The sequence below is a fragment of the Natronoglycomyces albus genome, from assembly GCF_016925535.1.
In the GTDB taxonomy this organism is placed as follows: Bacteria; Actinomycetota; Actinomycetes; order Mycobacteriales; family Micromonosporaceae; genus Natronoglycomyces; species Natronoglycomyces albus.
Map to the genome: position 1 here is coordinate 2872739 of NZ_CP070496.1, position 25625 is coordinate 2898363.

Annotated in this window: 20 protein-coding genes and 1 other RNA gene; 5 read left to right on the top strand and 16 right to left on the bottom strand. The window is 62.1% G+C overall.

What is annotated here, in order from left to right:
* Positions 1–35: 35 nt before the first annotated feature.
* On the top strand, positions 36–3410 hold the full coding sequence (locus JQS30_RS12370) for an ATP-dependent helicase (RefSeq protein WP_213170558.1): 3375 nt from the start codon (positions 36–38) through the stop codon (positions 3408–3410).
* A complete protein-coding gene (locus JQS30_RS12375; protein WP_213170559.1) occupies positions 3403–6558 on the top strand; it encodes an ATP-dependent helicase in 3156 nt (1051 codons plus the stop codon). The genes JQS30_RS12370 and JQS30_RS12375 overlap by 8 nt, the downstream gene beginning before the upstream one ends.
* 18 nt (positions 6559–6576) lie before the next feature.
* On the opposite strand, the gene JQS30_RS12380 is transcribed toward JQS30_RS12375, so the two are convergent.
* The gene (locus tag JQS30_RS12380; RefSeq protein WP_213170560.1) at positions 6577–7851 is read right to left on the bottom strand and encodes a Tm-1-like ATP-binding domain-containing protein; all 1275 of its coding nucleotides are present in this window, start codon (positions 7849–7851) and stop codon (positions 6577–6579) included.
* A gap of 416 nt (positions 7852–8267) precedes the next feature.
* Here JQS30_RS12380 and JQS30_RS12385 point away from each other — a divergent pair, with 416 nt between their 5' ends.
* Entirely contained in the window at positions 8268–8417 is a 150-nt protein-coding gene (locus JQS30_RS12385) for a hypothetical protein (RefSeq protein WP_213170561.1), read from the top strand.
* Positions 8418–8515: 98 nt separating this feature from the next.
* Here the strand turns inward: JQS30_RS12385 and ssrA are convergent.
* The 7 genes from ssrA to JQS30_RS12420 form a co-directional block, all read right to left on the bottom strand.
* Positions 8516–8886, bottom strand: a transfer-messenger RNA (tmRNA) gene (gene ssrA / locus JQS30_RS12390).
* 184 nt (positions 8887–9070) lie between these two features.
* Entirely contained in the window at positions 9071–9580 is a 510-nt protein-coding gene (gene smpB / locus JQS30_RS12395; protein WP_213170562.1) for an SsrA-binding protein SmpB, read from the bottom strand.
* Positions 9581–9698: 118 nt separating this feature from the next.
* Complete coding sequence (locus JQS30_RS12400) at positions 9699–11009, bottom strand: M23 family metallopeptidase (RefSeq protein ID WP_213170563.1); 1311 nt, start codon at positions 11007–11009, stop codon at positions 9699–9701.
* Positions 11010–11353: 344 nt separating this feature from the next.
* Positions 11354–12229, bottom strand: a complete 876-nt coding sequence (gene ftsX, locus JQS30_RS12405; RefSeq protein ID WP_213170564.1) for a permease-like cell division protein FtsX — start codon at positions 12227–12229, stop codon at positions 11354–11356.
* Positions 12230–12254: 25 nt separating this feature from the next.
* Positions 12255–12935, bottom strand: coding sequence for a cell division ATP-binding protein FtsE (locus JQS30_RS12410; protein ID WP_213170565.1), 681 nt, complete (start codon positions 12933–12935; stop codon positions 12255–12257).
* Between the two features lie 195 nt (positions 12936–13130).
* A complete protein-coding gene (gene prfB, locus JQS30_RS12415) occupies positions 13131–14249 on the bottom strand; it encodes a peptide chain release factor 2 (RefSeq protein ID WP_213170566.1) in 1119 nt (372 codons plus the stop codon).
* Positions 14250–14626: 377 nt separating this feature from the next.
* Positions 14627–15136: a PadR family transcriptional regulator gene (locus JQS30_RS12420; protein ID WP_246497909.1), complete on the bottom strand. Its 510-nt coding sequence runs from the start codon at positions 15134–15136 to the stop codon at positions 14627–14629.
* A gap of 729 nt (positions 15137–15865) precedes the next feature.
* On the opposite strand from JQS30_RS12420, the gene JQS30_RS12425 reads away from it, so the two are divergent.
* Complete coding sequence (locus tag JQS30_RS12425) at positions 15866–16690, top strand: PP2C family protein-serine/threonine phosphatase (RefSeq protein ID WP_213170567.1); 825 nt, start codon at positions 15866–15868, stop codon at positions 16688–16690.
* 85 nt (positions 16691–16775) lie between these two features.
* On the opposite strand, the gene JQS30_RS12430 is transcribed toward JQS30_RS12425, so the two are convergent.
* From JQS30_RS12430 to eno, 4 genes are all read right to left on the bottom strand, one after another.
* Positions 16776–17735: a Ppx/GppA phosphatase family protein gene (locus JQS30_RS12430; RefSeq protein WP_213170568.1), complete on the bottom strand. Its 960-nt coding sequence runs from the start codon at positions 17733–17735 to the stop codon at positions 16776–16778.
* An 87-nt stretch (positions 17736–17822) separates the two neighbouring features.
* Positions 17823–18347, bottom strand: a complete 525-nt coding sequence (locus JQS30_RS12435; protein ID WP_213170569.1) for a DUF501 domain-containing protein — start codon at positions 18345–18347, stop codon at positions 17823–17825.
* Positions 18348–18396: 49 nt separating this feature from the next.
* Positions 18397–18936, bottom strand: a complete 540-nt coding sequence (locus tag JQS30_RS12440; protein WP_213170570.1) for an FtsB family cell division protein — start codon at positions 18934–18936, stop codon at positions 18397–18399.
* 295 nt (positions 18937–19231) lie between these two features.
* The gene (eno, locus tag JQS30_RS12445) at positions 19232–20518 is read right to left on the bottom strand and encodes a phosphopyruvate hydratase (protein WP_213170571.1); all 1287 of its coding nucleotides are present in this window, start codon (positions 20516–20518) and stop codon (positions 19232–19234) included.
* A 521-nt stretch (positions 20519–21039) separates the two neighbouring features.
* Here eno and JQS30_RS12450 point away from each other — a divergent pair.
* Positions 21040–21699 carry a hypothetical protein gene (locus JQS30_RS12450; RefSeq protein ID WP_213170572.1) on the top strand — a complete coding sequence of 220 codons (660 nt, stop codon included), beginning with the start codon at positions 21040–21042 and terminating at the stop codon, positions 21697–21699.
* 116 nt (positions 21700–21815) lie between these two features.
* On the opposite strand, the gene thpD (JQS30_RS12455) is transcribed toward JQS30_RS12450, so the two are convergent.
* From thpD (JQS30_RS12455) to ectB, 4 genes are all read right to left on the bottom strand, one after another.
* Positions 21816–22727 carry an ectoine hydroxylase gene (gene thpD, locus JQS30_RS12455; RefSeq protein ID WP_213170573.1) on the bottom strand — a complete coding sequence of 304 codons (912 nt, stop codon included), beginning with the start codon at positions 22725–22727 and terminating at the stop codon, positions 21816–21818.
* A gap of 276 nt (positions 22728–23003) precedes the next feature.
* A complete protein-coding gene (gene thpD, locus JQS30_RS12460) occupies positions 23004–23906 on the bottom strand; it encodes an ectoine hydroxylase (RefSeq protein ID WP_213170574.1) in 903 nt (300 codons plus the stop codon).
* Entirely contained in the window at positions 23903–24331 is a 429-nt protein-coding gene (locus JQS30_RS12465) for an ectoine synthase (RefSeq protein WP_213170575.1), read from the bottom strand. Before JQS30_RS12465 ends, thpD (JQS30_RS12460) begins: the two co-directional genes overlap by 4 nt.
* On the bottom strand, positions 24332–25588 hold the full coding sequence (gene ectB / locus JQS30_RS12470) for a diaminobutyrate--2-oxoglutarate transaminase (protein ID WP_213170576.1): 1257 nt from the start codon (positions 25586–25588) through the stop codon (positions 24332–24334).
* Between the last annotated feature and the right edge of the window lie 37 nt (positions 25589–25625).

Sequence of the window (25625 nt, forward strand, 5' to 3'; positions counted from 1 at the left end):
CCCACAACGTCACAGACATATGGTTCGATGGGACCGTGTCACGTCCGCAGTTTGCATTCGCCCCACCCACAACCGGTTCCAGTCGTGCCCTCGATCAGTCGACCTTCGACGCGGCCCAATCCGCCGTGATCAACCATCGGCAGGGGCCGCTTCTGGTTCGCGGCGGACCTGGCACCGGTAAGACCGAAACACTCCTGGCGGCTGCGGCGCACAAAGTACAAACCGGCACCGAGCCCTCCCGCGTCCTCATGCTGGGTCTGCGCCGCCGCGACTCCACCTATCTACGCAATCGCATCAACGCCATGACCGCATCTCATTCCTCAGAGGAGGTCAACGTATTCACCTTCTCGGCATACGCGCTAGCGATCCTGCAACGACACGCCCGAGCCCACCAGCTGCGGCTGCCCAGGCTCTTGACCGGACCTGAGCAGGAAACCCTGCTCAGGGACCTGTTGGCGCTGCGAGACTTCGGGTGGCCCGACCATCTCACCGCGGCCACGGCGACATACGCATTCACCCAGCAACTGCGTGACCTCATCCTGCGCTGTGGGGAGCGCGGCATCACCTCAGCGGAGCTGGCCCAGTGGGGTCGCCGCGAGGACCGGCCCGAATGGGAAGCCGCCGCGTCCTTCCTCGACGCTTACGTGTCAACCCTGGCCACCATGTCAGCCTCCGGCGGCGACCTGTTCGACACCGCCGAACTCGTCCGCGTCGCCACCGCCCGCGTGCGCGAGACCCCCGATGCCTCTGGTCGCCCCAGTTGGATATTCGTAGACGACTTCCAAGACGCCACGGTCGCCCACATGGAGTTGCTGCGCGCCATCGCCGGGCCAGGAGCGAACCTGGTCGCCGCCGCCTGCCCCGATCTGGGAGTCTTCGGCTACCAAGGAGGCGACCCCGAGTTGGTGCGTCAATTCCCCGACTCCTTCACCACCGTCGCGCAAAAACCAGCGGCCACGATTCAACTCACCCACGCCCACCGCGCGGCCGAATCTGTCTTGGGGGCCACCAACACGCTCGCGTCACGACTGCGCGGCCCCGCCCACGACCGGGCTCGGCAACCATCGACCGTGCCCGAAACCGCCCCCGATGTCGCCGCCGACAACGTCGAACTCCCCCCAACGTCGACTGCCGAGATCCCGGCTGTGGAGGCCCAATCCGATCAGAGCCACGCGCCGGAGACCGACCGCGTAGATGCGCTCACTGGGGCGGTACAGGTCGTCCATCTCGCCTCCACCACCCAAGAGGCCGCCTATATCGCCGACTCGCTACGCCGGGCCCACCTCCTGGATGGCGTCCCCTACTCCGACATGGCCGTCATCACCCGGTCTGCCCGCAGCCTTCCCGACATTCGCCGCGCCCTCCACCACGCGGGCGTACCGGTCCAGCAAGCTGCTGACGACACCGCGCTGGCGGCGCAGCCGGTGGTCCGGGATCTGCTGCGCCTGATCACCTGTGGCCGCGATCCAGCCCTGGTCGACGCGCCCGTTGCCGAAGCACTGCTGCTGTCGCCCTATGCCGGTGCCGACCCGAACACGTTGCGCCGCCTCAAAGTCGAACTGCGTCGCCGCGCCGGGCAACACGATAATTTCCGTCCCGCCTCCGAACTGCTAGTTAATTTCCTGCTTGAACGCGGCGAGAACCCCGCCACCGCGCTGGAACTGCCCGAGGAGGAGTGGGCGGGCCCCGCGTTGAAACTCAAACGTCTCCTCGAGACGGCCGCCACTTCCGATGGCTCGATCACTGGGACCCTGTGGAACGTGTGGGACCAGTCCGGCCTTGCCGACCGTCTACACCGCATAGCGCTCTCAGATGATCGACGCTCCGCCAGGGCCGACGCCGACCTTGACGCGATGGTCGCCCTGTTCGACCTAGCAGGCGACTACGCGACGAAACTGCCCGGCGCGAGTGTCGAAGTCTTTTGCCACCATGTTCTCCACCAACAACTGCCCGGAGACTTCCTCTCCCCACGGGCCCATATCGCCCAAGCCGTCACGCTCACCACCGCTCACGCCGCCCACGGCCAGTTTTGGGACCTTGTCGTCGTCGCCGGAGCCAGTGAAGGAACATGGCCCAACCTTCGCCCACGTGGCTCAGTCATGGGGGCCGAAGCGCTGGTGGATCTCCTGGCTGGACGCGGCGACACCGACGTCATCGCTCAGCTACTCGATGAAGAACGCCGACTGTTCTATGTGGCCACTACTCGCGCCCACCGGCGGCTCCTGGTGACAGCGGTGGAATCCGACGACACCCAGCCGTCCCGGTTTACCAGCGAACTTGGCGTGAGGCCCATATCGCTACGGCGGCTCCCCCGGCCGCTGAACCTCGCCGCGCTCACCGCCGGGCTACGCCAAGCCTCCGTTGACGCCGTCGAAGCAGCCGGAATCACCGAAGCGGACATACCCGACTTTGGTACCCGCTCGCTGCGCGAGCCCGCCCATCGCACCGCCGCCGACGCGACCAACCTCCTAGCCCACTTGGCGCGCTCCCAGGTCTCAGGAGCTGCCCCCTCCCAGTGGTGGGGCATCGCTCAACTATCCGACGAACGCGCTTTGACCTGGGCCAACGACACCATCCGGGTTTCCCCCTCCCGGGCCGAGAAAGTCCAACAGTGCGCTCTGCGCTGGGTCCTCGAATCGCACGGCGGCGACACCTCCGATGATCTCCCCCGCTTGTTGGGAACACTGCTGCACGGGGCAGCCGAAGAAGTCACCAAACAACCCGAGGCGCCAGCGCGCGACATTCTCGAACACGTCGTCAACGAGCACTTCCACCGCCTCCCCTTCGAGGCGACCTGGCAGGCCGACCAAGAGCGTGCCCGCCTCGGTGGCATGACCGAACGCCTGGCCGGATGGCTGGAGGCCAACCGTAACCAGCTCCTTGCCGCCGAACAGTCCTTTACCGTCGCCATCGAAGTCGGGCCCGATAAACGCAGCGTCGTCATCTCCGGGCAAGCTGACCGCCTCGAACGCACTCCCAACGGTGACCTGTACGTCGTTGATCTCAAGACCGGAAAGAACGCCATCAGCGCGGCCGAGACCGAAACCAATCCACAACTGGGCATCTACCAACTCGCCATCGAAAACGACGGGTTCGCCGATCTCGCCGGTCCCCAGGCTCGCTCCGCGGGAGCGGAACTCATCTACCCGGCCATCGACAACAAACACATCGCCAAGCGCACCCAAGCCGCCCTCAGCGAAGCCGAAAACCCCGACTGGGCTCGCGAACTCGTCGCCGAGGTCGCCGAACAGATGGCGGGTGACACCTTCACCGCTCGCCACACCAGCGCGTGCCGAACTTGCTCGGTGAAGAACTGTTGTCCCCTCACCGACGAAGGCAAACACATCACTGACATCGCGCCCCACCACGATGAAGCCCCCTCCCAGACCGAAGGAGGCAACGATGAGTAGCTCTCCTCGCTATAGCGCACTTGGACTGGCCAACCGGCTGGGCGGGGACTCCCCCGCTCCCACCGAGGAGCAACGCGCCGTCATCGAGGCCGGGTTGAGTCCCATGCTTGTCATCGCGGGCGCAGGCTCCGGAAAAACCTCCACGATGGCCGACCGAGTTGTCTGGCTCATCGCCTGTGGACTGGTGAAACCAGAACATATCCTCGGCCTGACCTTCACCCGCAAGGCCGCCGCCGAACTCACCGCCAAAATCCGCACCAAGCTCGCCCGCCTAGCCGCATCGATCGAATCGCTGGACGACCTAGCCGGAGAACCAACCGTCTCCACCTATAACGCCTATGCGGCTAGCCTCGTCACCGAACACGGCATCCGCATCGGCATCGAACCGGGCACCCACGTCATCACCGACACCGGGCGATGGCAAATGGCCCGCGACCTGGTGTGTGCCTGGGACGGGGAACTGACCGAATTCAACGCCGGGATCGACCGCATCACCGAACAAGTGTTGGCGCTATCTGGCGGAATGTCCGAGCACCTGGTGGACGCCTCGGCTCTCACCGACTTCGACGAGTACCTCGCCGAGCAGCTCTCCGTGCGAGCTGGGAAGCGTTCCAACGCCGAATTCCGCACCCTGCACTCGGTGACCCGCCAGCATCGGCAACTTCTGCCGTTGGTCAAGGCCTGGCAGGAACGTAAACGTGACTCTGGCGTCATGGACTTCGCCGACCAGCTGCAACTAGCCGAGCAGCTGGTATCCGCCGCTCCCGAAGTCGCCGCCACCGAGCGAGAACGCTGGCACGTGGTGCTGCTGGACGAATATCAAGACACCTCGCACTCGCAAGTGACGTTGCTACGAAAGCTCTTTGGCGATGGGCATGCCGTGTGCGCGGTGGGAGACCCCAACCAATCGATCTATTCGTGGAGAGGAGCCTCCGCCGGCACCCTGGAGCGTTTTCGAGCGGATTTTCCCACCGCCGAGGGGGAAGCCGCCACCGAAGTTTTCCTGACTCGTTCCTGGCGGAACCGGGCCGAGATCCTCGAGGTGGCCAACACTGTCTCCGAGCCGTTGCGTTCGGGTGGAGGAGTTCCACAGTTGACCGCTGGAGTCGACGGGGTCGGAGTCGTGGCCACCTCGCTCCATGCGACCGCCGCCGACGAAGCCGCCTGGGTCGCCGAACAGTTCAGCCAGAAGTGGTGGCCCCACAGTGACACCGGCCAGACTGCCGCCACGTTGGTCCGCAGCCGCAGACAGATCGCCCCCCTGATGCAAGCGTTCGACGCAGCCGGGTTGCCCTTCGAGGTCGTGGGTTCAGTCGGGCTGCTCTACTACCCCGAGGTCGCCGAAACCGTCGCGACGCTTCGCGCCACCGCAGACCCAACCTCAGGTGCGGCACTGTTGCGGCTTCTCACCGGCCCCCGAATACGGCTAGGCCCCCGAGACATGCAGGCGCTGTGGGCGCGGGCGCGCGAACTGGTAGCCGATGTCAGTGGTTTCGAGCCGATGCAGTTTGCCAGCGAAGCCGAGCCATCCCTATCGGACGCTCTCAATGATCTGGGCGACCCCGCTGCGTACAGCCCTAGTGGCTATCAACGGCTCCAGCGACTGCAGCGCGAACTGTCGTGGTTGCGGGAACGCTGCGACCAGAGCCTGGCGGACATCGTGCGCGACGCCATCACCGTGACCGGCCTCGACGTCGAAACTCTTCTCCATCGAGGCGAGTTGACGCACCTGGACGACTTCGTTGACGTGGCCGCCTCGTATGACTCCAGCACCCACTCAGCCGGCATCAACAGTTTCCTGTCATATCTGGAGACGTCGAAGGATCGGGAACGCGGCATGGTCATCGAGGGCGCTTCCGTGACCGCCGGGGTCATCCAGATCATGACCGTTCACGCGGCAAAGGGCCTCGAATGGGATGTCGTGGCCGTCCCCGGTCTGGCCCAGGGAGTTTTTCCCTCGACTCGCGCGGGCTCAAGCTGGGTTAGCGATCCTTCGGTATTGCCATTTCCACTGCGCGGGGACGCCGCAGAGCTGCCGATGCTCTTCCTGGATGAAGCGGAAAACCCGACCCAGGTCAGCAAGGCAATCAAGGCTTTCAAACACGATTGCAAAGAGCATCGGGCTTGCGAAGAAAGGCGGCTGGCCTATGTGGCCATGACCCGCGCCCGCCATACTTTGCTGGCCAGCGCGTATTACTGGGAGCCCGAGAGTGTCAAACCACGGCAGCCAGCGGCGTTCTTGTCGGAGGCGCGGCTGGGAGCCACCGAGGTGGGTCCGTGGTTGACGGCTCCTGGGGCGACCAATCCGTTGGAGGAGGATGCTCCGACGAAGACGTGGCCGGTGGTGGCGCCGTTGGGTCATCGGCAGGAGTCGTTTGTGACGGCCGCGCGGTTGGTCGATGCCGCTATGCGAGACGGGGAGGGCCTGGTCGAAGGGGACAGTTTTCCGGCTCTGAGTGGTTCTTCTCAGGCGCGATATTGGCGCCAGCAGGCTGCGCTGCTGTTGGCTGAGCGGGAAGAGCGGGCTCGCAACGTGATCTTTTTGCGTCGGCCTGAGCGGATGTCGGCCTCGCAGGTGCAGGCGGCAAATGCCGATCCGCAGGCATATTTGCGTCAGTTGCGGCGGCCTTTGCCTCAGCCTCCGCATGAGGCGGCGGGGCGCGGAACCGACTTTCACGCTTGGGTGGAGGAACACTTTCAGCATCAGCAGACGCTTCCCTTGGAGGAGTTCAGCGACGGTCAGGATGTCGTTGAGCCCCAGATGGAGCGATGGCGGCGCAATTTCGAAGCTAGCCAGTGGGCGCAGCGGGACATCCACGCGACTGAGGTGCCGTTCGTGATCGATGTGGACGGGATTCCGGTACGTGGTCGTATTGACGCGGTCTTCGCGCGCCAGGACGGCCGGTGGGATGTGGTGGATTGGAAGACTGGCCGGGTCCCTATTGGGGAGGCCGCTGTGGCTGCCGCAGCTCAGTTGGCGATCTATCGAGTTGCGTGGGCGCGGTTGGCGGGCGTGGACGAAAGCGCAGTCGAGGTGGCTTTTTATTACGTAGCTGACGATGTGACTGTTCGTCCGGCCGATCTTCCGAGTTTGGATTCGCTGTCGCAGTTCTTGCGGGTGGGCCCTGGGGGTTTCTCTAGCTCCTGACTGTGGGGTTGCGGCCAGTTAGCGAATGCGATCGGTCTCCTGGGCTATATAGGTGTGGAGGGTTTCGGCCATCGCTTCGGTGAATGCCGGGTCGTTGATGTGGGTGTCCATTTCGATGAGTTCGACGCGGCTGAGGTCGAGGGTGGCGCGGATGGCGTCGAACATGGCTGCGTCGGCTTCGGGGTCATGGAAGGGTTGGCCGGGCGCTCCGTACTCCGACATGCCTTGCAGCGGTAGGTAGAGGGCGGTTCGCATAGAGCTGGATGAGAGCCGGGAGGCAACGCGCTTGCCGAGTTCGGCGGCTTCATGCGGCAGGGTGCGGACGATGGTGACGGCGGGGTTGTGGACCATGGTTTGGCGGTCGGCGAAACGCTTCGGGATCGTATCGGGGGTGTGGAAGTTGATCATGTCGAGTGCGCCAGTGGAGACCACGTGCGGGATGTGGGCTTTGCCGGGGCCGGTGAGTCGGTCGGGGCGACAGGGGAAGACACCGCCGACGAGTTCGTCGGCCAGTTCGTGGGTGGTGACGTCGAGGACTCCGGCGAAGTGACCTTCGCTGACGAGTCGTTCAAGGGTTCGTCCGCCTACTCCGGTCATGTGGAAGACGATGACTTCGTATCCGAGCTGGTCGAGGCGTTTGCGGGCCGCGGTCACTCCGGGGGTGGTGACTCCGAACATGCTGGCGGCGAGCATGGGGCGGGCGTCGTCAAGGGTGGGTTTGGTGGCGGTGACCATCCCGGCGAGCGCGGCGGCGGCGTTGGCGAGGATGGGACCTGAGATGCGGTTGACCCCGGCGATGTCGGTCACGGCGGGAAACAAGACGAGGTCGCTTTGTCCGACGTAGGCGGCGGCGTTGCCGGTGACGACAGCGGTAGAGACGATGGCTTTGGGTACGCCGAGAGGGAGCGCACGGAACGCACGGGCTCCGATGGAGGTGCCGCCGGTGCCCCCGAGGGCGAGGGCGCCGTCGCATTTGCCGTCGGCGAAGAGTTTCGTGATGACTTCGGTTGCCCCGGTGGCCATGGTGTCGACGGCGACGGCTCCGGTTCCTGCGGCGAGTTCGCTGATGTTGGCTGCGGCGGCATCGGCCACTTGGTCGCGGCCGATGTCGGGGGTGAAGGCGGGTGCGCCGAGGACTCCAGTGTCGACTACGAGGACGTTGATGTTTTCTGATTTGAGGCGGTCCTTGACGTAGGCGAATTCTTCGCCTTTGGTGTCGAGGCAGCCGACGAGCACAACAGTGGGCAACGCATCCTCCTGGCCTGGTCCCTGCGGTGGGTCCAGTATCGTCACATAATTGGCGAGAATCTATCAGCAATCTGACTTAGTCGTGGTCGGCTCTTTGGTTCCGGTGGGGTTGTCTCACAAGGCGTCGGGCTTGCGCATCTGCTCGTGGGGGTGGTGGTCGCCTGAGCAAATGCTGGCGGCCAAGGCAGAGACGTTCCGTCCGCGCGGTATCGCTCGCCGCCTTAGAGAAATGACGATCAACGGGCTGCCTAGCCAGCCGGTGGGGATCTCGTGACGGCCGGCTGGTGGAAGGTTATCCACAGGGAAGAATTCGGTTGTTGACGCCCTAACTGGATTTTTGGGAAACTGGAATCGGGGGACCCCTGAATGAAGAATTTTCATCTTCACGGATGGGTTTCGGCGCGAACCATCGCAATTAACCCCACGCGGTACCGCGCAATCGCCGATGCGGAGCGCAGACATTGGAGCGCTACCCCATCATCACGGTGCCAGGCCAGGACATCACCTGGGGAGAGATACACGTGGGCAGCCGCAGCTCATTTATCGACGCCGGGTTCACCCAGGTCGCTCACCCCACGAAACGTCGCGTGGTCATGCGACTGGAGTTCTAGCCCTCCTGAGGTGGGCCGATCATGCCCAACGTGGGCCGAACATGCAAAGAGAAAGGCCCGGCACGAGACGGTATTAGCCGTCCGTGCCGGGCCTTCGCCGGTGGAGCTGCAGGGAATCGAACCCTGGTCCTCCGCTGCGTCAGTGAGACTTCTCCGGGTGCAGTCCGCTGTGCCTTTCCTCAAGCCCCACCGATCACGCGGACGAGTCGGTGTGACGGGCTCCAGCCACTGTTCATGTCGCCTACAACCCCGTGGCCGGGTTGAAGGTCTAGCGTCCTATCTGATGCTGGCTACCGGGATCGGACGCTCATCCGGACCAGCAACTTCACAATCGCTTAAGCAGCGAGGGCGAAGTCAGTGCGTTTTGCGTTGGCACTTGTTGTTTTCCAACGTTGGTTAACGAGACAGCGTTGGCTTCCTCGACCCGCTTCTCTCACATCAACATACGGAGTCGAAACCGATCAGCCCCTTGTTGATGCGTCAAGCATCCCTATGCAGTTGTCTGAATCGGTCACTACCTGCGAACCGATTCCATCACGGCCCCGAGAATGCCGCTGTCAATATCCTATCCCATGTCACATACGTGACGAAAGCGAGTTTTCTGACTCAACAATCACACGCTGAACTGGGAATATACAGGCAGCCGAGGTTGGCTAGGCCTTGCCCTTCGTACGCAGGCCCGCGCTGCGCTCGATTTCACGCTGCGCTTCCCGCTTGGCGATAGCCTGCCGCTTGTCGTGCGACTTGCGCCCCCGGGCCAAAGCCAATTCCATTTTCGCCCAGCCACCGGAGAAATAAACCGAAAGCGGGATCAGCGTCACACCGGCTTCGCTGAGCTTGCCCTCCAACTTGGCGATCTCAATGCGGTGCAGCAACAGCTTGCGGATGCGCCGGGGCCGGTGGTTCGTCCAGGTGCCGTAGTCGTACTCGGTGATGTGCAGGTTATGAACCCGCGCTTCGCCACCGTAAATTTCCGCATAGGCGTCGGTGATGTTGCACTTGCCCTCACGTAGAGACTTCACCTCGGTTCCGGTGAGAACAATCCCCGCCTCATAGGTGTCCAGGATGTCAAAGTCAAACCGGGCACGACGATTTGTCGTCACAAGCTTGCGCTCAGGACCGGTCTTGGCCGCGTTGGTCTGGGTTTTCTTCTTCTTGGACACGCTGCAATGTTAACGGGTACGCGAAGGCGACGTCGAGTGGATTAGTGTCGCGCCGCGTTGAGACAGTAGCGCCCACTTCGCCCCGCGCCCAGTGGCACGGCCCTGGCCAGGGCGCGCTCTACCGGCACAGGCAAGAGGGTAGGTAGCCCAACGGATTGACCTGGTTTCCGTTGACCCGCACTTCAAAATGTAGATGGTCTCCCGTGGAGGAACCAGTCGTACCCACGGCTCCGATTCGCTGCCCCCGGCTCACATGTTGCCCATGGTTAACGTCAATGCGCGACTGGTGCGCATAGCAGGTCGACAGGCCATTGCCGTGATAAATGCACGTGAAAAGGCCGTATCCGCCCGACCAACCAGCGGTGACGACATTGCCTGACTCGGAGGCGTAGATCGGCGTGCCACCGGCTGCGGCGAAGTCAGTGCCTCCATGGAGGCGCACCGTTCCGTAGATGGGGTGGGTGCGATACCCGAAATCAGAAGACTTCCAGCCATTAACTGGCTGAGCGAGAGTCGAGCCTCCGCCCGATCCGCTTCCAGACCCGCTGCCGGAACCACTACCCGATCCGCTGCCGGACCCGCTACCTGACCCACTGCCGGACCCGCTGCCGGACCCGCTATTGCGGTCTCGTTCGGCCGCGGCGGCTTGGGCCCGCAGTTCCTCGGCTATGCGGTCGGACTCCGCGTCCAGCTGGGCCCACAGATGCTCGGTTTCGGCCCGCTCCTCTTGAGCCACGGACAACGCGTCTTCCCGGTTGGCCACGAGGCTGACAACTTCGGCCCGGGCCGACTCGGCGGCCTGCTGTTGCTCCTGTGCGTACGAGAGCGCCGCCTCAGCTTCGCGACGCGCCGCCTCAGCCTCAGTCCTGGCCGCCGCCGCCAAGCTCTCGGCGTTGGAGGCTTCACGACGTGCCAGAGTTACCTCCTCGACCGCTTGATTCTTCCGCTCGACGAGCATCTCCAGGTATGACATGCGTTCAAGTGCCAAGGACGGCTCATCGGCCGAGAGAATGGCGTCAAAGGTCAGCAGCTCAGTGCCCCGATAGGTCGAGGAGAGCAAGTTAGCCCGCTCGGTGCGCGTCTGATCTACCGCCTCGGCCGCGTCGGCCATCTCCGCTTCGGCCTCAGCCAGTTCCTCGGCAGCCCGGTCAGCTTCCCGTTGCGCGGCATCCGCCTGCACTTCCGCCGCCGCGACCCGGCCACGGGCCTCATCGACCGCGGCTTCGGCATCGGGCAGTCGCGCCTCGGCCTCGGCCAGCTTTTGACCAGCCTCCTGAGCCCGATCGGTCGCCCCCTCCAATAGAGAAGCCATCTCGGCTTTCTCCTGTTCAATGCGATCAAGTTCACTTTGGGAGGTTTGTGCCTCAACGGGAGAAGACATGGTGACTGCGAGGAGTATCGCGCTGAATGTCACCCCTAGTCGTCTCATAACCGGTGAGTCTATGACACATTCACCTTTGGAATGTCTCGAACACGTCATTTAACACTTTTAGCGGACATGAGGCGAAATCAGCTCCCAGGCTCTTGGACTCCGGTATCGGCCCACTTCAATGGCGTCCCCGCTTCCCCTCCATGGGTCTGTGAGGCCGTTTCGGGGGAGGAAGCGCGCTCCCGCGACGCTGCGAACATGACTGTGGGGAGTCCCGATTTCTCGGAGACTCCCCACAGTCGGGCGGCCTATGCGAAAAGTGGCCTTAGAGCCTGGGGCGAATATTCTCCCCAGCCATCCAAGGACCACACCGGCCGCATAAGCCGAGTGATTGAGCAGGTCGGCTAGACTTTGATGTTGAAGCGCAGCGTAATCCAAGCGGTCACCGCACTAATCACCGACGCCACGCCAAGCAAGACCGGCAGCACCAAAAGCACCGCCTGCCACGTCAGTGGCGGCATCAGTCCGAATAGGTCAGAGAACGCCCCATCGATGACGAACACCTTCGCCGCGCACAGCGTTGCGAACGCCACTAGCGCCCCGATGACCCCGGCGAACACCGCTTCGAGAACAAATGGAGCCTGCACGAACCAGTTGGGCGCGCCCACCAGCTTCATGATCGAAACCTCGCGGCGACGTGAATAAGCTGCCACCTGGATGGTGTTGGCCACCAGCATCAGTGCCGCCACACCCTGCACCAGCGCGATGATCAACGTCATGTTCTGCGCGCCGCTGAGAATGTCGAAGACCTTTTGCAGCACTTGCTTTTGGTTGATGGACTGGTAGATTCCCTCGCGCTCACCGAAGTCGACGATAAGGTCATCGGCCTGGTCAATGTTGTTCATGCTGACGCGGAAAGCCGCTGGCAGCACTTCGGGATCTACCGCGCCGACCATGTCTGGGGCATCGGAGAACGTCTCTTGGAAGCGCTCCCAGGCATCTTCCTTAGTCTCATAGACCACTTGCGCGGTGCGCTCGTCACCACGCAAGTCCGCGTGCAACTGATCGCGTGTCTCATCGTCGATGTCCTGATCTAGGTACATGACGACTTCGAGGTTGGTCTGGTAATACTCCTCCACCAGGTCGACCTGGTGGTACAACAGCAGTCCCGCGCCTAGCATCGACAGAGATACCGCCATGGTGATGATCATGGCGACGGTCATGCTGATGTTGCGCCACAGCCCGAGGAAAACCTCGGACATTACATATTTTGCGCGCATCGCTTAAGTCTCTCTACCTTCCGCTTTATCCGTAGACGCCTCGGGACTGGTCCCGCACGACCTTGCCGCCTTCGATTTCGATGACGCGGCGGCGCATCTGGTTCACGATATTGGAGTCGTGGGTAACCATGACGATGGTGGTCCCGGTGCGGCTGATGCGGTCCAGCAGTCGCATGATCTCGATGGAGGTGTCCGGGTCGAGGTTACCGGTCGGCTCGTCGGCCAACAGCAGCAGTGGCCGGTTGACGAACGCGCGCGCGATGGCGACACGTTGCTGCTCTCCACCGGACAACTCGTGCGGGTAGCGGTGCTCTTTTCCACCGAGTCCCACTAGTTCGAGGACCTCGGGAACAACCCGGCGGGCCACCGAACGCGGCTTACCGATCACTTCCAGAGCAAAGGCCACGTTCTCCGCGGCGGTGCGGTTGGGGAGCAATCGAAAATCTTGAAACACGCAGCCGAGGGTCCGCCGATAGGCGGGCACCTTCCATCGACGCATGGAGGTTACGTTGCGGTCCCCGACGGTAATAGTGCCCTTGTCCGGGATCTGTTCGCGCAACAGGAGTTTGATGATGGTGGATTTGCCTGCACCGGTCGGTCCGATAAAGAAGACAAACTCGCCCTTGTCGATGAAGACGTTGATATCTTCCACCGATGGCCGGTTGGACCGGGGGTAATGCTTCGAAACGCCGTCTAGCTCAATCACGATGGTGGAGTCTACGCGCAAAAGCTGCGGATCGCATAACCGGTGCCGCTACCAGAGCCATCACATAACGACCGATTCCGCCGAAAAGCCACTTACGCTCGGCGAAATCATCCGTTTGTACTAGTTCGCCTCATATGTTCGCCTGAGTCGAGCAACGTCACAGGGTACGCACCGTAGGTGAACCGAGAGCGCGCGCTAGGCGTTCTCGTCGTTCTCGCTCGACATCCGCCACCGAATCCCGGCCTCTAGGAAAGCGTCGATGTCCCCGTTGTAGACCCCTTGCACGTCCGAGGTCTCATGGCCGGTGCGCAGGTCCTTGACCATCTGGTACGGGTGCTGCACGTAGGAGCGCATTTGATCACCCCACGAAGCGGTCACGCTGCCGCGCAGTTCGTCAAGCTTCGCGTTCTGTTCGTCGCGCTTGAGCTTGTTGAGCTTCGATTGGAGCACCGACATCGCCGTGGCTCGGTTTTGCAGCTGGCTGCGTTCGTTTTGGCACGACACAACGATCCCAGTCGGCAGGTGGGTGATGCGGACCGCGGAATCGGTCGTGTTGACTCCCTGACCTCCCGGACCGGAAGCCCGGTAGACGTCGATGCGGATTTCGTCGTCGGGAATCTCGACCTGTTCGGTCTTTTCGATCACCGGAACCACCTCAACGGCGGCGAAACCAGTCTGACGGCGCTTCTGCGTGTCGTACTGACTGATACGCACCACCCGGTGCGTCCCTTGTTCTACCGAGAGCGTCCCGTAGGCGTACGGGCCCTTCACGGCGAATGTGGTGGACTTGATCCCCGCTTCTTCGCCATAGGAGACGTCATAGACTTCGGTGTCGCGGCCATGCTTGTCGGCCCACCGCAGGTACATCCGCATCAGCTGCTCGGCGAAGTCACAGGCGTCGTTGCCTCCGGCCCCGGAGCGAACCGAGACGACGGCTTCACGCTCGTCGTACTCGCCAGAGAGCAACGTCCGGATCTCCAGCTCGTCGATTGACTTGCGCAGGGACTTGAGTTCACCTTGCACCTCACCCTCGGCCGAGGCGTCGTCCTCGTCCCCCGCCAGTTCCCACAGAACCTCGACATCGTCCAAACGGGAGTGCAGTTCACTGATTCGGTTGAGCTCGCTTTGCACCCAGGAGAGCCGGGAGGTGACCTTTTGGGCATGGTCGGTGTCGTCCCACAGGTCGGGCGCGGCGGCCTCGGCCTCCAGTTCCTTGAACTCACGCCGAAGTTTCGGCAGGTCAAGCACCGATTCGACGGCGCTGAGGGTCTCGCGCAGACTACGTACTTCTGAGGAAACATCGACACTGGTCACAATTGACTACCTTACGTCTGCGAGCGCGACCACTTTCATGTGGCCACGTGCGCATCACTCCCCCACGCTTTCGGGCCCGACAGTCCGGGAAACTGGCTCGCGGGTGACTCTAGAGGTGACATATGCGATTCCGAATCCACCTCGAGGACGCTGGTGGCCCCTGTGGAATCGAGAATGGGACGCCCGAGTGTTTCGGAGCGTCCCATCGAAGTAGCGGCTAACCCGTACATTGCCGTTCGCAGCGTCAGAAGCATCGGACTCCAAGGAGGCGGAGTTTCGACGGTCCTGTGACCGGTTGGTCGGATGCGAACGGTTTGGTCATCACTTCGTCCTCCGGGTGTACCCACGTGCGTGGGGCAGAACGAAGCGGTGCAGACTTACTTCTGGCGTGCTTTGAGCCAGTTGATCGCCGAACGGTGGTGACCGATCGCGAAGTCCATCGCCGTCGAAGCGCCGGCGTCTTCCCCCGCCAGTTCCTTACTAATTGCCCGAGCTTCGGACAATGCTTCCTGATGCTGTTCCAAAGCATCCGCATACATTTCAGAGAGCGTGGCCGGAGACATGTGCTCCATAAAGGCCGTACGCAGAGCGATAGGGTCTCGCAACTTGCCTATCGTGGTTGGTTCATTCAACCAACGAGAGAACGCTCGCCTTCCGTTGGCCGAAATTGAATAGGGAACCGAAGCGCGCGGCCCCGGCTTTCCAACGCGAACATATCCCACTTCAGCCAGTGCCGGGAGTTCGCGATAGACCTGACTTCGAGTCATAGTCCAGTAGGGCCCCAGGCGATTGATGGCTTCCGCCATCAACTGACCGCCTGTCATTGACCCTTCGTGTAGCAGACCCAGTAGGGCCGCTGATGTGTCGTTGAGTATTTTTCCTGCCATGAGGCCAGGATGCCATGCTGCGAGGGCCTTTGCAAGTGGACTCCTCTACTGTGTCATGTTGTCGTTGATTTTAGACAGTCACTTGTGAATTAATTGAGTGCACATGGGCGGCAATTGCCTCACGAGCAATGACTCGTATAAGTAAGTTGTACGCAAACAGGTCCGACACCATGCCTATTCGGGTGAGCCGTGGCATTGTGCCCAAAAACGGCAGTTACTCCAGCACATCCGCCTTTAATAAAGCGACCCTTACGGCCACTTGAGACCGTCGGAATCCGCTTACAAATGTTCACTACCGGCTTCAACTGAGCGCAATCGAACCCCCGACTTGCAACCCTAGAGCATACCCGAGGACCAATTCCCGGAAGAATCAGAGCCATATTCACAATTAGGCATAGTTAGATAAATATCACTCACTTCAAGTGAACAGCCGCTCGCTCCTATCAACCAGGCCAAGAGAAAGCGCTTAAGCGCCACCGCACCCTATCTAGTTGGTTGCCCAATACACACAGCACCCCGGCTCCTGACCGCCCGTGGCCGACGCGGAACCCGAACAGTCGAACGGGCCTCAGCCAAAGTGGGTTGCCCAGTTACACTCAGGCATCATGTTCGGTCAATTTTGCGGTCGACGAACTCCTTCCCTAGGCGGTAAACACATGAGGAGGCTGGCATTGCGGGCCCAGCACACCTGCGGCGACAGCCGTTCGGCTCGTCACTCGGCGGTGACCTGTGACTAAAGCAAAGCCCAGGCTCGTCTGGCACCTCGGTGCCTCCACCGACGTTGGCCAAATCCGGGACATCAACGAAGACTCCTACCTAGCGCACCCCGAGCTCATCGCCGTAGCTGACGGCGTTGGTGGTGCGGCGGCTGGCGAGGTCGCCAGCGCCATCGCCATCGAGCAGATGCGGTCCCTAGTCACGGGCAAGGAGGTCCGCGGCCCCTCGGCTGAGGCCTTCGATGATGCGGTGGTGGCGGCTCGCGAGAAGATCCGCAGTGTGGTCGAGGACAACCCGGAGTCTGAGGGTATGGGCACGACGTTGACGGCGTTGTGGCTGGGTGAGGATGAGGTCACGCTGGCCCACATTGGGGACTCGCGTGCGTATCAGTTGCGCGGGGACGACTTTGTACAAGTGACTGTCGATGATTCCTATGTGCAGCATCTCATTGATGAGGGTGCCATCACCAAAGAAGAGGCGATCGATCATCCGTATCGGTCGATGGTGACGCGGGTGTTGCAGAGCAAGGAGGCCCCCACGCACTTTGAGTCGCGTCCGGCGCGGGTCGGTGACCGGTTCGTGGTGTGTTCGGATGGTCTGACTGATGTGGTGAGAGAGGAAACCGTCGAGGACGTGTTGCGGGAGTTCGCTGACCCACAAGCGGCCTCGGAACGGCTGGTGGAGTTGGCGCTGCGGGCGGGCGGGCCCGACAATATTACGGTCGTGGTGGCTGACATTAAAGAGGCCACAGTCGATCCGAAGGCGGTTGTCTTCGGGAGTGGATTCGCGTTGATGTTGCTGGCCGTCGGTGGCTTTGCCTGGTGGGCAGTCGGTTAGCCACGGTTGGCCATCTGGTGCAACCGTCCGCGGACAGCTTAGGGGTGGGTCACCGTGGTGGCCCACCCCGCTCGCGTGGTGGGGGCTATTTTCCGGCCGAGGCGGCGATGCCGTCGAGAATGTCGTGTTCGGAGGCAATGACCGAGCTCGCTCCGGTTCGCTCCATGATGGTGCGCAGGACGAGGGAACCGCCGATGATGACGTCGGCTCGGCCAGGGTGCATGACGCCGATGGCGAGGCGCTGCTCGTGAGTGGCTGTGGCCAGTCGGTCGGCCACTTGGCAGACTTGTTCGTAGGTGACCGGGGTGCCGTCGATGGCATCGGCGTCGTACTTGTCGAGGTCGAGGGCTATTCCGGCCACGGTCGTGACGGTCCCGGCCACGCCCACAAGTTCGACTGAGAGTCGCTGTGGGTCGACTGTGGCCAAGGCGGAGTCGACGAGGGCGCTGATATCGGCCTGGGCTGTGGCCAGTTCGGTGGGGGCGGGCGGGTCGGAGTGGATGTGTCGCTCAGTCATGCGTACGCAGCCGATGTCGACGCTGCGAGCGGCGAGTACTGCGGTGCCCTCTCCTCGCACGAACTCTGTTGATCCGCCGCCGATGTCGATCACGAGGCGTTGGCCTTCGACCTCGGGCATCGTGGCGACGGCTCCGCCAAAGGACAGCCGTGCCTCTTCGTCGCCAGAGATCACCTCCGGTGGGGTACCGAGTGTCGCGGTCACCATCGCGGTGAACTCTCCGGAGTTGGCCGCGTCTCGGGTGGCGGACGTGGCTACCATGCGTACTGCTTGGACGTCGTGGTCGCTAATTTGTGCGGCATAGCCCTCTAGGGCCAGCCGGGTGCGTTCGATGGCGGCGGGTGCGAGGCGGCCCGTCTTGTCGACTCCTTCGCCCAGACGCACGACTTCCATCCGTCGGACGATATCGGCTAGGCGGCCATCACTTCCAACTTCGGCGATGAGGAGGCGGATCGAATTGGTGCCGCAGTCGATCCCAGCCACACGATGCCCGCCTGAGGCGGCGGTACTGGTGCTTTCACGTGCCATGTCATGCCTCTCTAAGACTGGTCGTCATTGCGTTGGGCGTAGTGGTTCGAACCTGGGCGGTTGAGGCTGCGGTGGCCAGGTGCGGCCTCATTCCTCGTCGCTGACACACGAACCGTTTTGCCACCAGGCGTCGAGCTGTTCCAAAGCTTCCTCACCGAAGCGGTTGAGGCCCTCCGGGCTGGCCAGGGCATGGCCGACGTGAACGTGAAGGCATTTGACGCGATCGGGCATGCCTCCAGCTGAGATGCCGTCGATTTCGGGGACATCTCCCAGTTGGGAACGTCGTTGCAGGTATGCCTCGTGGGCGCGCCGGTACGACTCTGCCAATTCGGGGTCTTCGCTCAGGCGCTGGCTCATCCGCTTCATCTGACCGGAACCTTCGAGGGTTCCGATGGCGCTACAGGCTTTAGGGCAGGTGAGGTAGTAGAGCGTTGGAAACGGGGTGCCGTCTGGCAGTCGCGGTTCGGTTTCGATAACGCCGGGCTTCCCACAAGGGCACCGCCATGCCACGGCGTTGGCGCCACGGATGGGTCGGCCCAGTTGTTGACGGACGGCCTCGGCGTCGGCGTCGGTTACGTCCTGTGGCTGCTGGTTGCGATGAAAGTCGGTCACACTCGTCCTGTGGTTCGAATCAGATGGAATGGGTTTGCCTTACGGCCGTCTACTGAGTGTCAACATCGTCGGTGCCGAATTGGTCGGCGTCCTCGAAGATGTCCTTCATGTCTTCATACCAGGGCCGATACTCGTCTTCGTCGTCTGAGCCCGATGGGCCCGTGGAGGTTGGGTCATCCTCGTCGATGACGATGATGAGTTCTTCGCCGGGTTTGACCAGCATCAGGCGGGAGCGAATCTGCGAGGCCACATATTCGGGGTCGTCCCACTGTTCGCGTTCGGCCTCAAGTGAGTCGATGCGCTCGCGCTGTTCGGACTGGGAGTCTTGGAGTCGATTGATCTCGATGCGCTGCTCGACGAAAGTGCGTAGTGGGTAGGCGTATGCGAGAGCGAGGATGGAGAGCACTAGGGCCAGCGCGGCGGCGCGTTTGGACAGCCGGCCTCCGTTGCGTATGCGTACCCGCTGTGCCTGGACGCCGGAGCGGTCGCTGCGGCGGCGGGCGGTTGCTGGCGGGCGGCGGCGGGCATGGCCTCGCCCTGGGCCGGAAGCGGGAGCCCCGGGACGGTTGGGGCGGCGGCGTGTACTCACGAGACCTAGCTTATCGAAGGTGGAGGGCGCATGGAGCGAGGTCGGCTGCCGGGGGCGCAACCGGCGCATCATCGGCGGGTCTCACCGGCGAGGTTATCCACTGCCGAGCAGTCGAGCCCTCCGGTGTGCTCGTGCGGGCGCCCGTTGAGATGGCGTCGTGACGGTTGCCGTTGCACGGAGGTGGGCCCGGGTGAGTTATCTCCCGGGCCCACTCGCGTGGTGTGACGAGAAGCCTCTTGGGTTCAGGCTTAGCTCATTGCCATGTCACTTCATGACCGGCGTAAGGCCATGGAGCCTAGCTTTGCGGCGTGAACTTGGGGAAGGCACCGGCGCCGGCGTAGCGGGCCGCCTCGCCCAGGTCTCCCTCTATGCGTAGCAACTGGTTGTATTTGGCGACTCGTTCCGAGCGCGCCGGAGCGCCGGCCTTGATCTGTCCACATCCGGTGGCCACGGCCAGGTCGGCAATCGTGGTGTCTTCGGTCTCGCCCGAACGGTGGCTCATCATGCAGCCGAAACCAGCCCGGTGGGCCAGGTCCATCGCGTCGAATGTCTCGGCCAGCGAACCGATCTGGTTAACCTTCACTAGCAGTCCGTTCGCGCTTTTCTCGGCGATGCCGCGGCGGATGCGCTCGGGGTTGGTGACAAAGATGTCATCTCCCACCAGCTGCACCTTGTCGCCGATCTTCGCTGTCAGGCTCGCCCAGCCGGCCCAGTCTTCCTCGTCCAGTGGGTCCTCGATCGACACGATCGGGTAGTCCGCCAGCAGCTGCTCGTAGTAGTCGGCCATGTCCTGGGAGGTTTTCTTCTCGCCCTCAAAGACGTAGGCGCCGTCCTTGTAAAACTCCGAGGCGGCCGCGTCCATAGCCAGCGCGACATCGGTTCCGACAGTGAATCCGGCTTTTTGGATGGCTTCGACGATGAGGTCCAGCGCCGCCCGGTTTGAGGACAGGTCCGGCGCGAAGCCACCTTCGTCGCCCAGCCCGGTCGAGAGTCCCTGACTCTTCAGGACTGCTTTGAGGGCGTGGTAGACCTCGGCTCCATAGCGAACGGCCTCTGCGAAGGTGGCGGCGCCGATCGGCGCGATCATGAATTCTTGGATGTCGACGTTGGAGTCGGCGTGTGCCCCGCCGTTGAGGATGTTCATCATCGGGACGGGGAGAATGTGCGCGTTCGGTCCGCCCAAGTAGGCGTACAGCGGCAGGTTGGCACTGGTCGCGGCGGCCTTCGCCACCGCCATCGACACGCCCAGGATCGCGTTTGCTCCCAGGTTGGATTTGTCGGCGGTGCCGTCCAGTTCCAGCAGCTTCTGGTCAATGAAACGCTGGTCAGAGGCCTCGAAGCCGATAAGAGCCTCGGTGATGGGGCCGTTGATGTTCTCGATAGCCTGCTCGACGCCCTTGCCGAGATAACGGTTCGGGTCGTTGTCGCGCAGCTCGACGGCCTCGAATGCGCCAGTGGAGGCGCCTGAGGGGACCGCGGCCCGGTGCAGAGTGCGGTCGGAGAGCAGAACTTCCACCTCGACGGTGGGATTGCCGCGCGAATCCAGGATTTCCCGAGCTCGAATGGTGTCGATGAGAGCCACTATTTCTCCTAAGAATAGGGTCAATTTAGGTCGAGCCAGCCCCACTCTGCGCTGGCCTCATGCTCGCCCACACCCGATTTGCGAAATGGTTGACGCGGGCGCGGTTCGGGCGAGATCACTTCGCCCTAGACTACGCTGCGGCCGGTGGCACTCCCGGGTTAAGGTGGGGAAAAATCACTGATTGATCACCATGAGGCTGATGTTTACGCGGGCGAACCTGCGCCATGACGTCGCCATTGGATTCCGTGCCGCCACTTTGTGGCCGGTGAGACTTTGTCGGCGACCTGAGCCGCCATTGGGCCGCGGAAACATGACTGAGAACTCACACCTTTCCGGCGTTGGCAACCGAGCGCTGTTTGGATCGCGTCATGTTTGTGGACCGGTTAAACGGCCGCACACGGCCAGTTCACTCGACGCTGGGTATGTCGGGGGCCTGGCGTCGTTTGCGTGAATGTCCAATCGCACTTGTCTACGTCGCACCGCTGTCGACCTCGATCGTCCCCACACTTGGAGCTTCCCCTATGTCTGCATTCCCCCGGGCTGGCCGCTTGGTGTCCATTGTCGCGTTGGCGGCGGTGGCTACCCTCAGCGCCTGTTCTGACCCCAATGGCAATGGCGGGGGCGATCCGCGCCAGGATTATCAAGTCCTGGATGAGCTAAGCAAACGAGCAACGAGTGGAATAGACCACTCCTATACCGCTGACTACATGGTGGGTTCTGGTAGTGACCAGCTGCGCCTGGTGCGTGACGCCGAGGGTGACCGGATGGCGATAGGTCTGATGGATGAACTGCATGTGTTTACCCCGGCCTATACCGCGTATTGTCAGGCGGGCGAATGCACTCGTGAGGATGAGCATGGCCTGGACCTAGCCGAATGGATGCGCGACCTCACCCCTCAGTTGCTACCTGCCCAGTGGGACGCCAGCTACTGGCTGTCAGCCCTGGACGCGGACTCCAGTGCGGATATCGATTACCACGACACACGTCTTGCTGGTGAGCTGGCTGACTGCATCGAGGTGGCGGGAGCCGTGGAGTCGCCGGTGAGCGCCTTTGAACTGTGTTTGACGACCCATGGCGTCATCGCCAGCCTCACGGCGGTAGTCGATGGTGAGGAGCTGCGAGTCAAATTGACTAGCATCGCCAATTCCGTCGACGAAGAATACTTCACGCAGGTCAAGTAAGGTTTGAAGCCCCAGCCGGTGGGGTGGGCCAGGAGAGCCTGGCCCACCCCACCGGCTTTTCTTCCCCGGTTTTGGCGACGCTAGCCGCGTTCAGCACCACAGTGGCGCGTGCGTTCTCACGAGGCCATGGCCTTCGTCGGGCTGCCGATCGGCTCCACTGTGCGCGCCCCTAGATAGGTCGGTCGAGGCTGCGGGGCGGCGAAGGGTTCCACCAGCGCGTTCTCGACGCTGTTGAAGACGATGAAAAGGTTTGAGCGCGGATATGGCGTGATGTTGCCGTTGGAACCATGCATGCAGTTGGCATCGAACCACAGCCCCGATCCTGCTGGCCCGGTGAATTGTCGAATGCCGTGGCGGTCGGCCAGGGCCCGCAACGAGGCGGTGTCTGGGGTTCCGATCTCCTGCTCTTGCAGCGAGGTGCGGTAGTAGCCCTCAGGGGTGTCACCGACGCAGGAGACGAACGTGCGGTGGCTGCCCGGCATGATCATGAGCGACCCGTTGTAGTCGTAGTTGTCCGTCAGCGCTATCGACAGACTGACCGCACGCATGCGTGGCATACCGTCCTCGGCGTGCCAGGTTTCGAAATCGGAGTGCCAGTAAAAGGAGTTTCCGCCGAATCCGGGCTTGTAGTTGACGCGGCTTTGGTGAATGTACACCTGTGAACCCAGGATTTGCCTCGCCACGCCCGCGAGCCGCTCATCGTCGATGAGGCGGCGGAACTCCTCGGAAATATGGTGAATGTCGAAAATCGAGCGGATTTCCTGGGAGTTCTTCTCTCGCACCACTCGCTCGTCACCGTCGAGCCTGGGGTCAGTGAGAAGGCTTCGCAACTCCTGTTGGGCAGAACGTAGTTCGGAGTCGGTCAGCAGCTTGTCGATGCTAGTGAAACCGTCTTGGGAGTGGCCGGTGAGTTGTTGCCGATTTAGGGGGCCGTCTTCAGCCTGCCCGTAGACGGTTGGGTCGAGTTTGCGCGGGATCATTGCCGGTCGGTGGCTTACTCGCGTTGGATAAAGGTCTTGAGTAGTCATCGTGCTCTCCTCAAAAGTCTTTGGTCACGGTCGCGTGTTTGCCGTTGTGTCCTGGTTCCTCCTTTCGACGTCGTTTGCGCTGTCACTGTGGAGTTATATCGGATGGCACTGAGGTGACATCGGTCTATCTACACTGTCACACACGCCGAAGGGCCCCACTCGGTCTTATCCACAGCAGTGAAGATTGCTGCTCAAAGACCGGGTAGGACCCTCGGTATCCCTGACTGGCTCTCCTGGGCGCCACCGCGCCCAGTACGTGCCATATCCGGTTATGTACTAAATTGGCTCGACGTCACGGGCGAGAAAGTCCGGGCGGGCCTCATCGGCTCGATAGGGCTCGCCACATTCGTTCTCGACGCTATTGAACGCCACCACCAAGTTGGCACGGGCAAACGGCGTGATGTTGCCGTTGGTGCCGCGCATCAGATTGCAGTCAATCCACGTTGCCGAACCTGCCGGGCCGTTGAGCTGTTGGATACCGTACTTCTCAGCCAGCATCCCCAAACTCACGTCGTCGGGCGTCCCGATCCGCTGATCTTGCAACGCGGACTTGTAGTGTTCATCGGGCGTGTCTCCGACGCAGGAGACGAACACCTTATGCGAACCGGGCATGACCATCACCGAACCGTTGTGCTCGGTGTTGTCAGTCAAGGCCAACGACAACGTCACCGCGCGCATACGCGGCATGCCGTCTTCGGCGTGCCAAGTCTCAAAGTCAGAGTGCCAGTAGAACGGCGTACCGACCAAACCTGGCTTATAGCTAATGCGGCTGTGGTGGATGTACACCTCAGAGCCCAGAATCTGCCTGGCCACTCCGGCGACGCGCTCATCGGAGATCAGCTCGGCGAAAAGCTCAGAGTTGCGGTGCACATCGAAGATCGAAAGCACCTCTTGGCGTTCGTCCTCACGCACCACATGCTCATCGTCACCCTGATCGGCGCTGGTGGCAGACTTCTGGGTTTCTTGGAGGAGACGGTCCATCTCCTCGGCGTACTTTTCCACCTCGGCGTCATTGAGCAGTTGTTCAATGTCGGTGTAACCTGCGGCCTCGTGATGAGCCAGCTGTTCAGCGGTCAACATCCCGTCTTCGGGCTTGCCGTAGACGGTCGGGTCATCGTGCCGATACAGCAGTGCTGGCTCGCGGCTGCCACGGGTGGGGTACATATCGTGGACGGTCATGAGGTGGCCTCCTCGTCGTCCTCTGTTAGCAGCGGGTAAACGCCGTTTTCGTCGTGCACCTCCCTTCCCGTTACAGGTGGGTTGAATACACAGACGCAACGCAGATCCTCGTGCGCGGTCAGCGTGTGGCGTTCACCCCCGTTGAGCAGATACATCGTTCCCGGGGCCAACTTGTGTGTTTCCCCGGTCTCGTGATCGGCAAGCTCGCCAGCGCCTTCAATGACGTAGACGGCCTCGATGTGGTTGGCATAGCACATGGTCGTGGAGGTTCCCGCGTATAGCACAGTGTCGTGCAGCGAGAATCCGACCTTGTCCTTGGCCAGTAGTAGACGCCGGGAGCGCCAGGTGCCCTCGGCCTTGTCGCGGTCGTTACCCAGAACATCGTTCTCGGAGCCGACGAGGTCTTCCAAACGACGGACGATCATCTAGGAGTTCCTCCCTACGGCTTCGACGGCGTCGGCAAGGATGCCGATGCCTTCCTTGAACTCGGCGTCCGATGTCGTCAGCGGCGGCAGGAACTTCACGACCTCGTCTTCGGCTCCGGCCGACTCCATGAGAAGTCCGCGCTGGAAGACCTCGGAACACACCTTGGAGGCGTGCTCGGGGTTTTCGAAGACCAGTCCGCGCGCCAGGCCTTGTCCACGGGTGGACATGTTGAGGCTGGCGTGTTCGGTGATGAGTTCCTTCAGCTGGCCGTCGAGCCATTCACCGGTTTGGTGAACGCTGTTGGCTAGCTCGTCGGTGCGCCAGAAGTGCTCCAGCGCCGCCGTGGCGGTGACGAAGGCGGGGTTGAATCCGCGGAAGGTTCCGTTGTGTTCGCCCGGCTCCCATACGTCCAGTTCCCGCTTCATCATGGTCAGGGCAAATGGCATACCCAGACCGGAGAGGGACTTGGAGATGGTGACGATGTCGGGTTGAATACCGGCGCGTTCGAAGGAGAAGAACGGCCCGGTGCGTCCGCAACCCATTTGGATGTCGTCCACGATCAGGAGCATGCCGTATTCGCGGCACACTTCCTGTAGCCCTCGCAGCCATTCGTCCGAGGCGACGTTGATGCCGCCCTCGCCCTGAACGGTTTCGACGATGACAGCCGCTGGCTGGTCCAGGCCTGAACCGGAGTCCTCCAGCAGGCTTCGTAGCCATAGGAAGTCGGGCATCTGCCCGTCCATGTAGTTGTCGAAGGGCATGGTGGCCACGTTGTTCAGCGGCACACCCGCGCCTCCACGCTTCATGGAGTTACCGGTGACGGCGAGCGCCCCCAGAGTCATCCCGTGGAAGCCGTTGGTGAAGCTGATGACTGTCTCGCGGCCGGTGTATTTACGGGCGAGTTTCAGTGCCGCTTCGACGGCGTTGTTGCCAGCCGGTCCTGGGAACATAACCTTGTAGTCGAGCTGACGCGGAGTCAGGATGATCTCGTCGAAGGTCTCCAGGAAATCGCGCTTGGCGACAGTGAACTTGTCCAGGCCGTGGATGATGTTGTCCTCGGCCAGGTAGTCCAGGAGTGCTTGTTTGATGACCGGGTGGTTGTGCCCGTAGTTGAGCGAACCGGCCCCGGCAAAGAAATCGATGTATGATTTGCCGCTTTCGTCCTTTAGACGGCTGCCCGACGCGGTGGTGAAGACGGTCGGCCAGCTACGGCAGTATGAACGGACTTCTGATTCGACTTTTTCGAATACCTGCATAGTCTCTTAGGGTCGGCCTATCGAGCTGTCTCTGCTT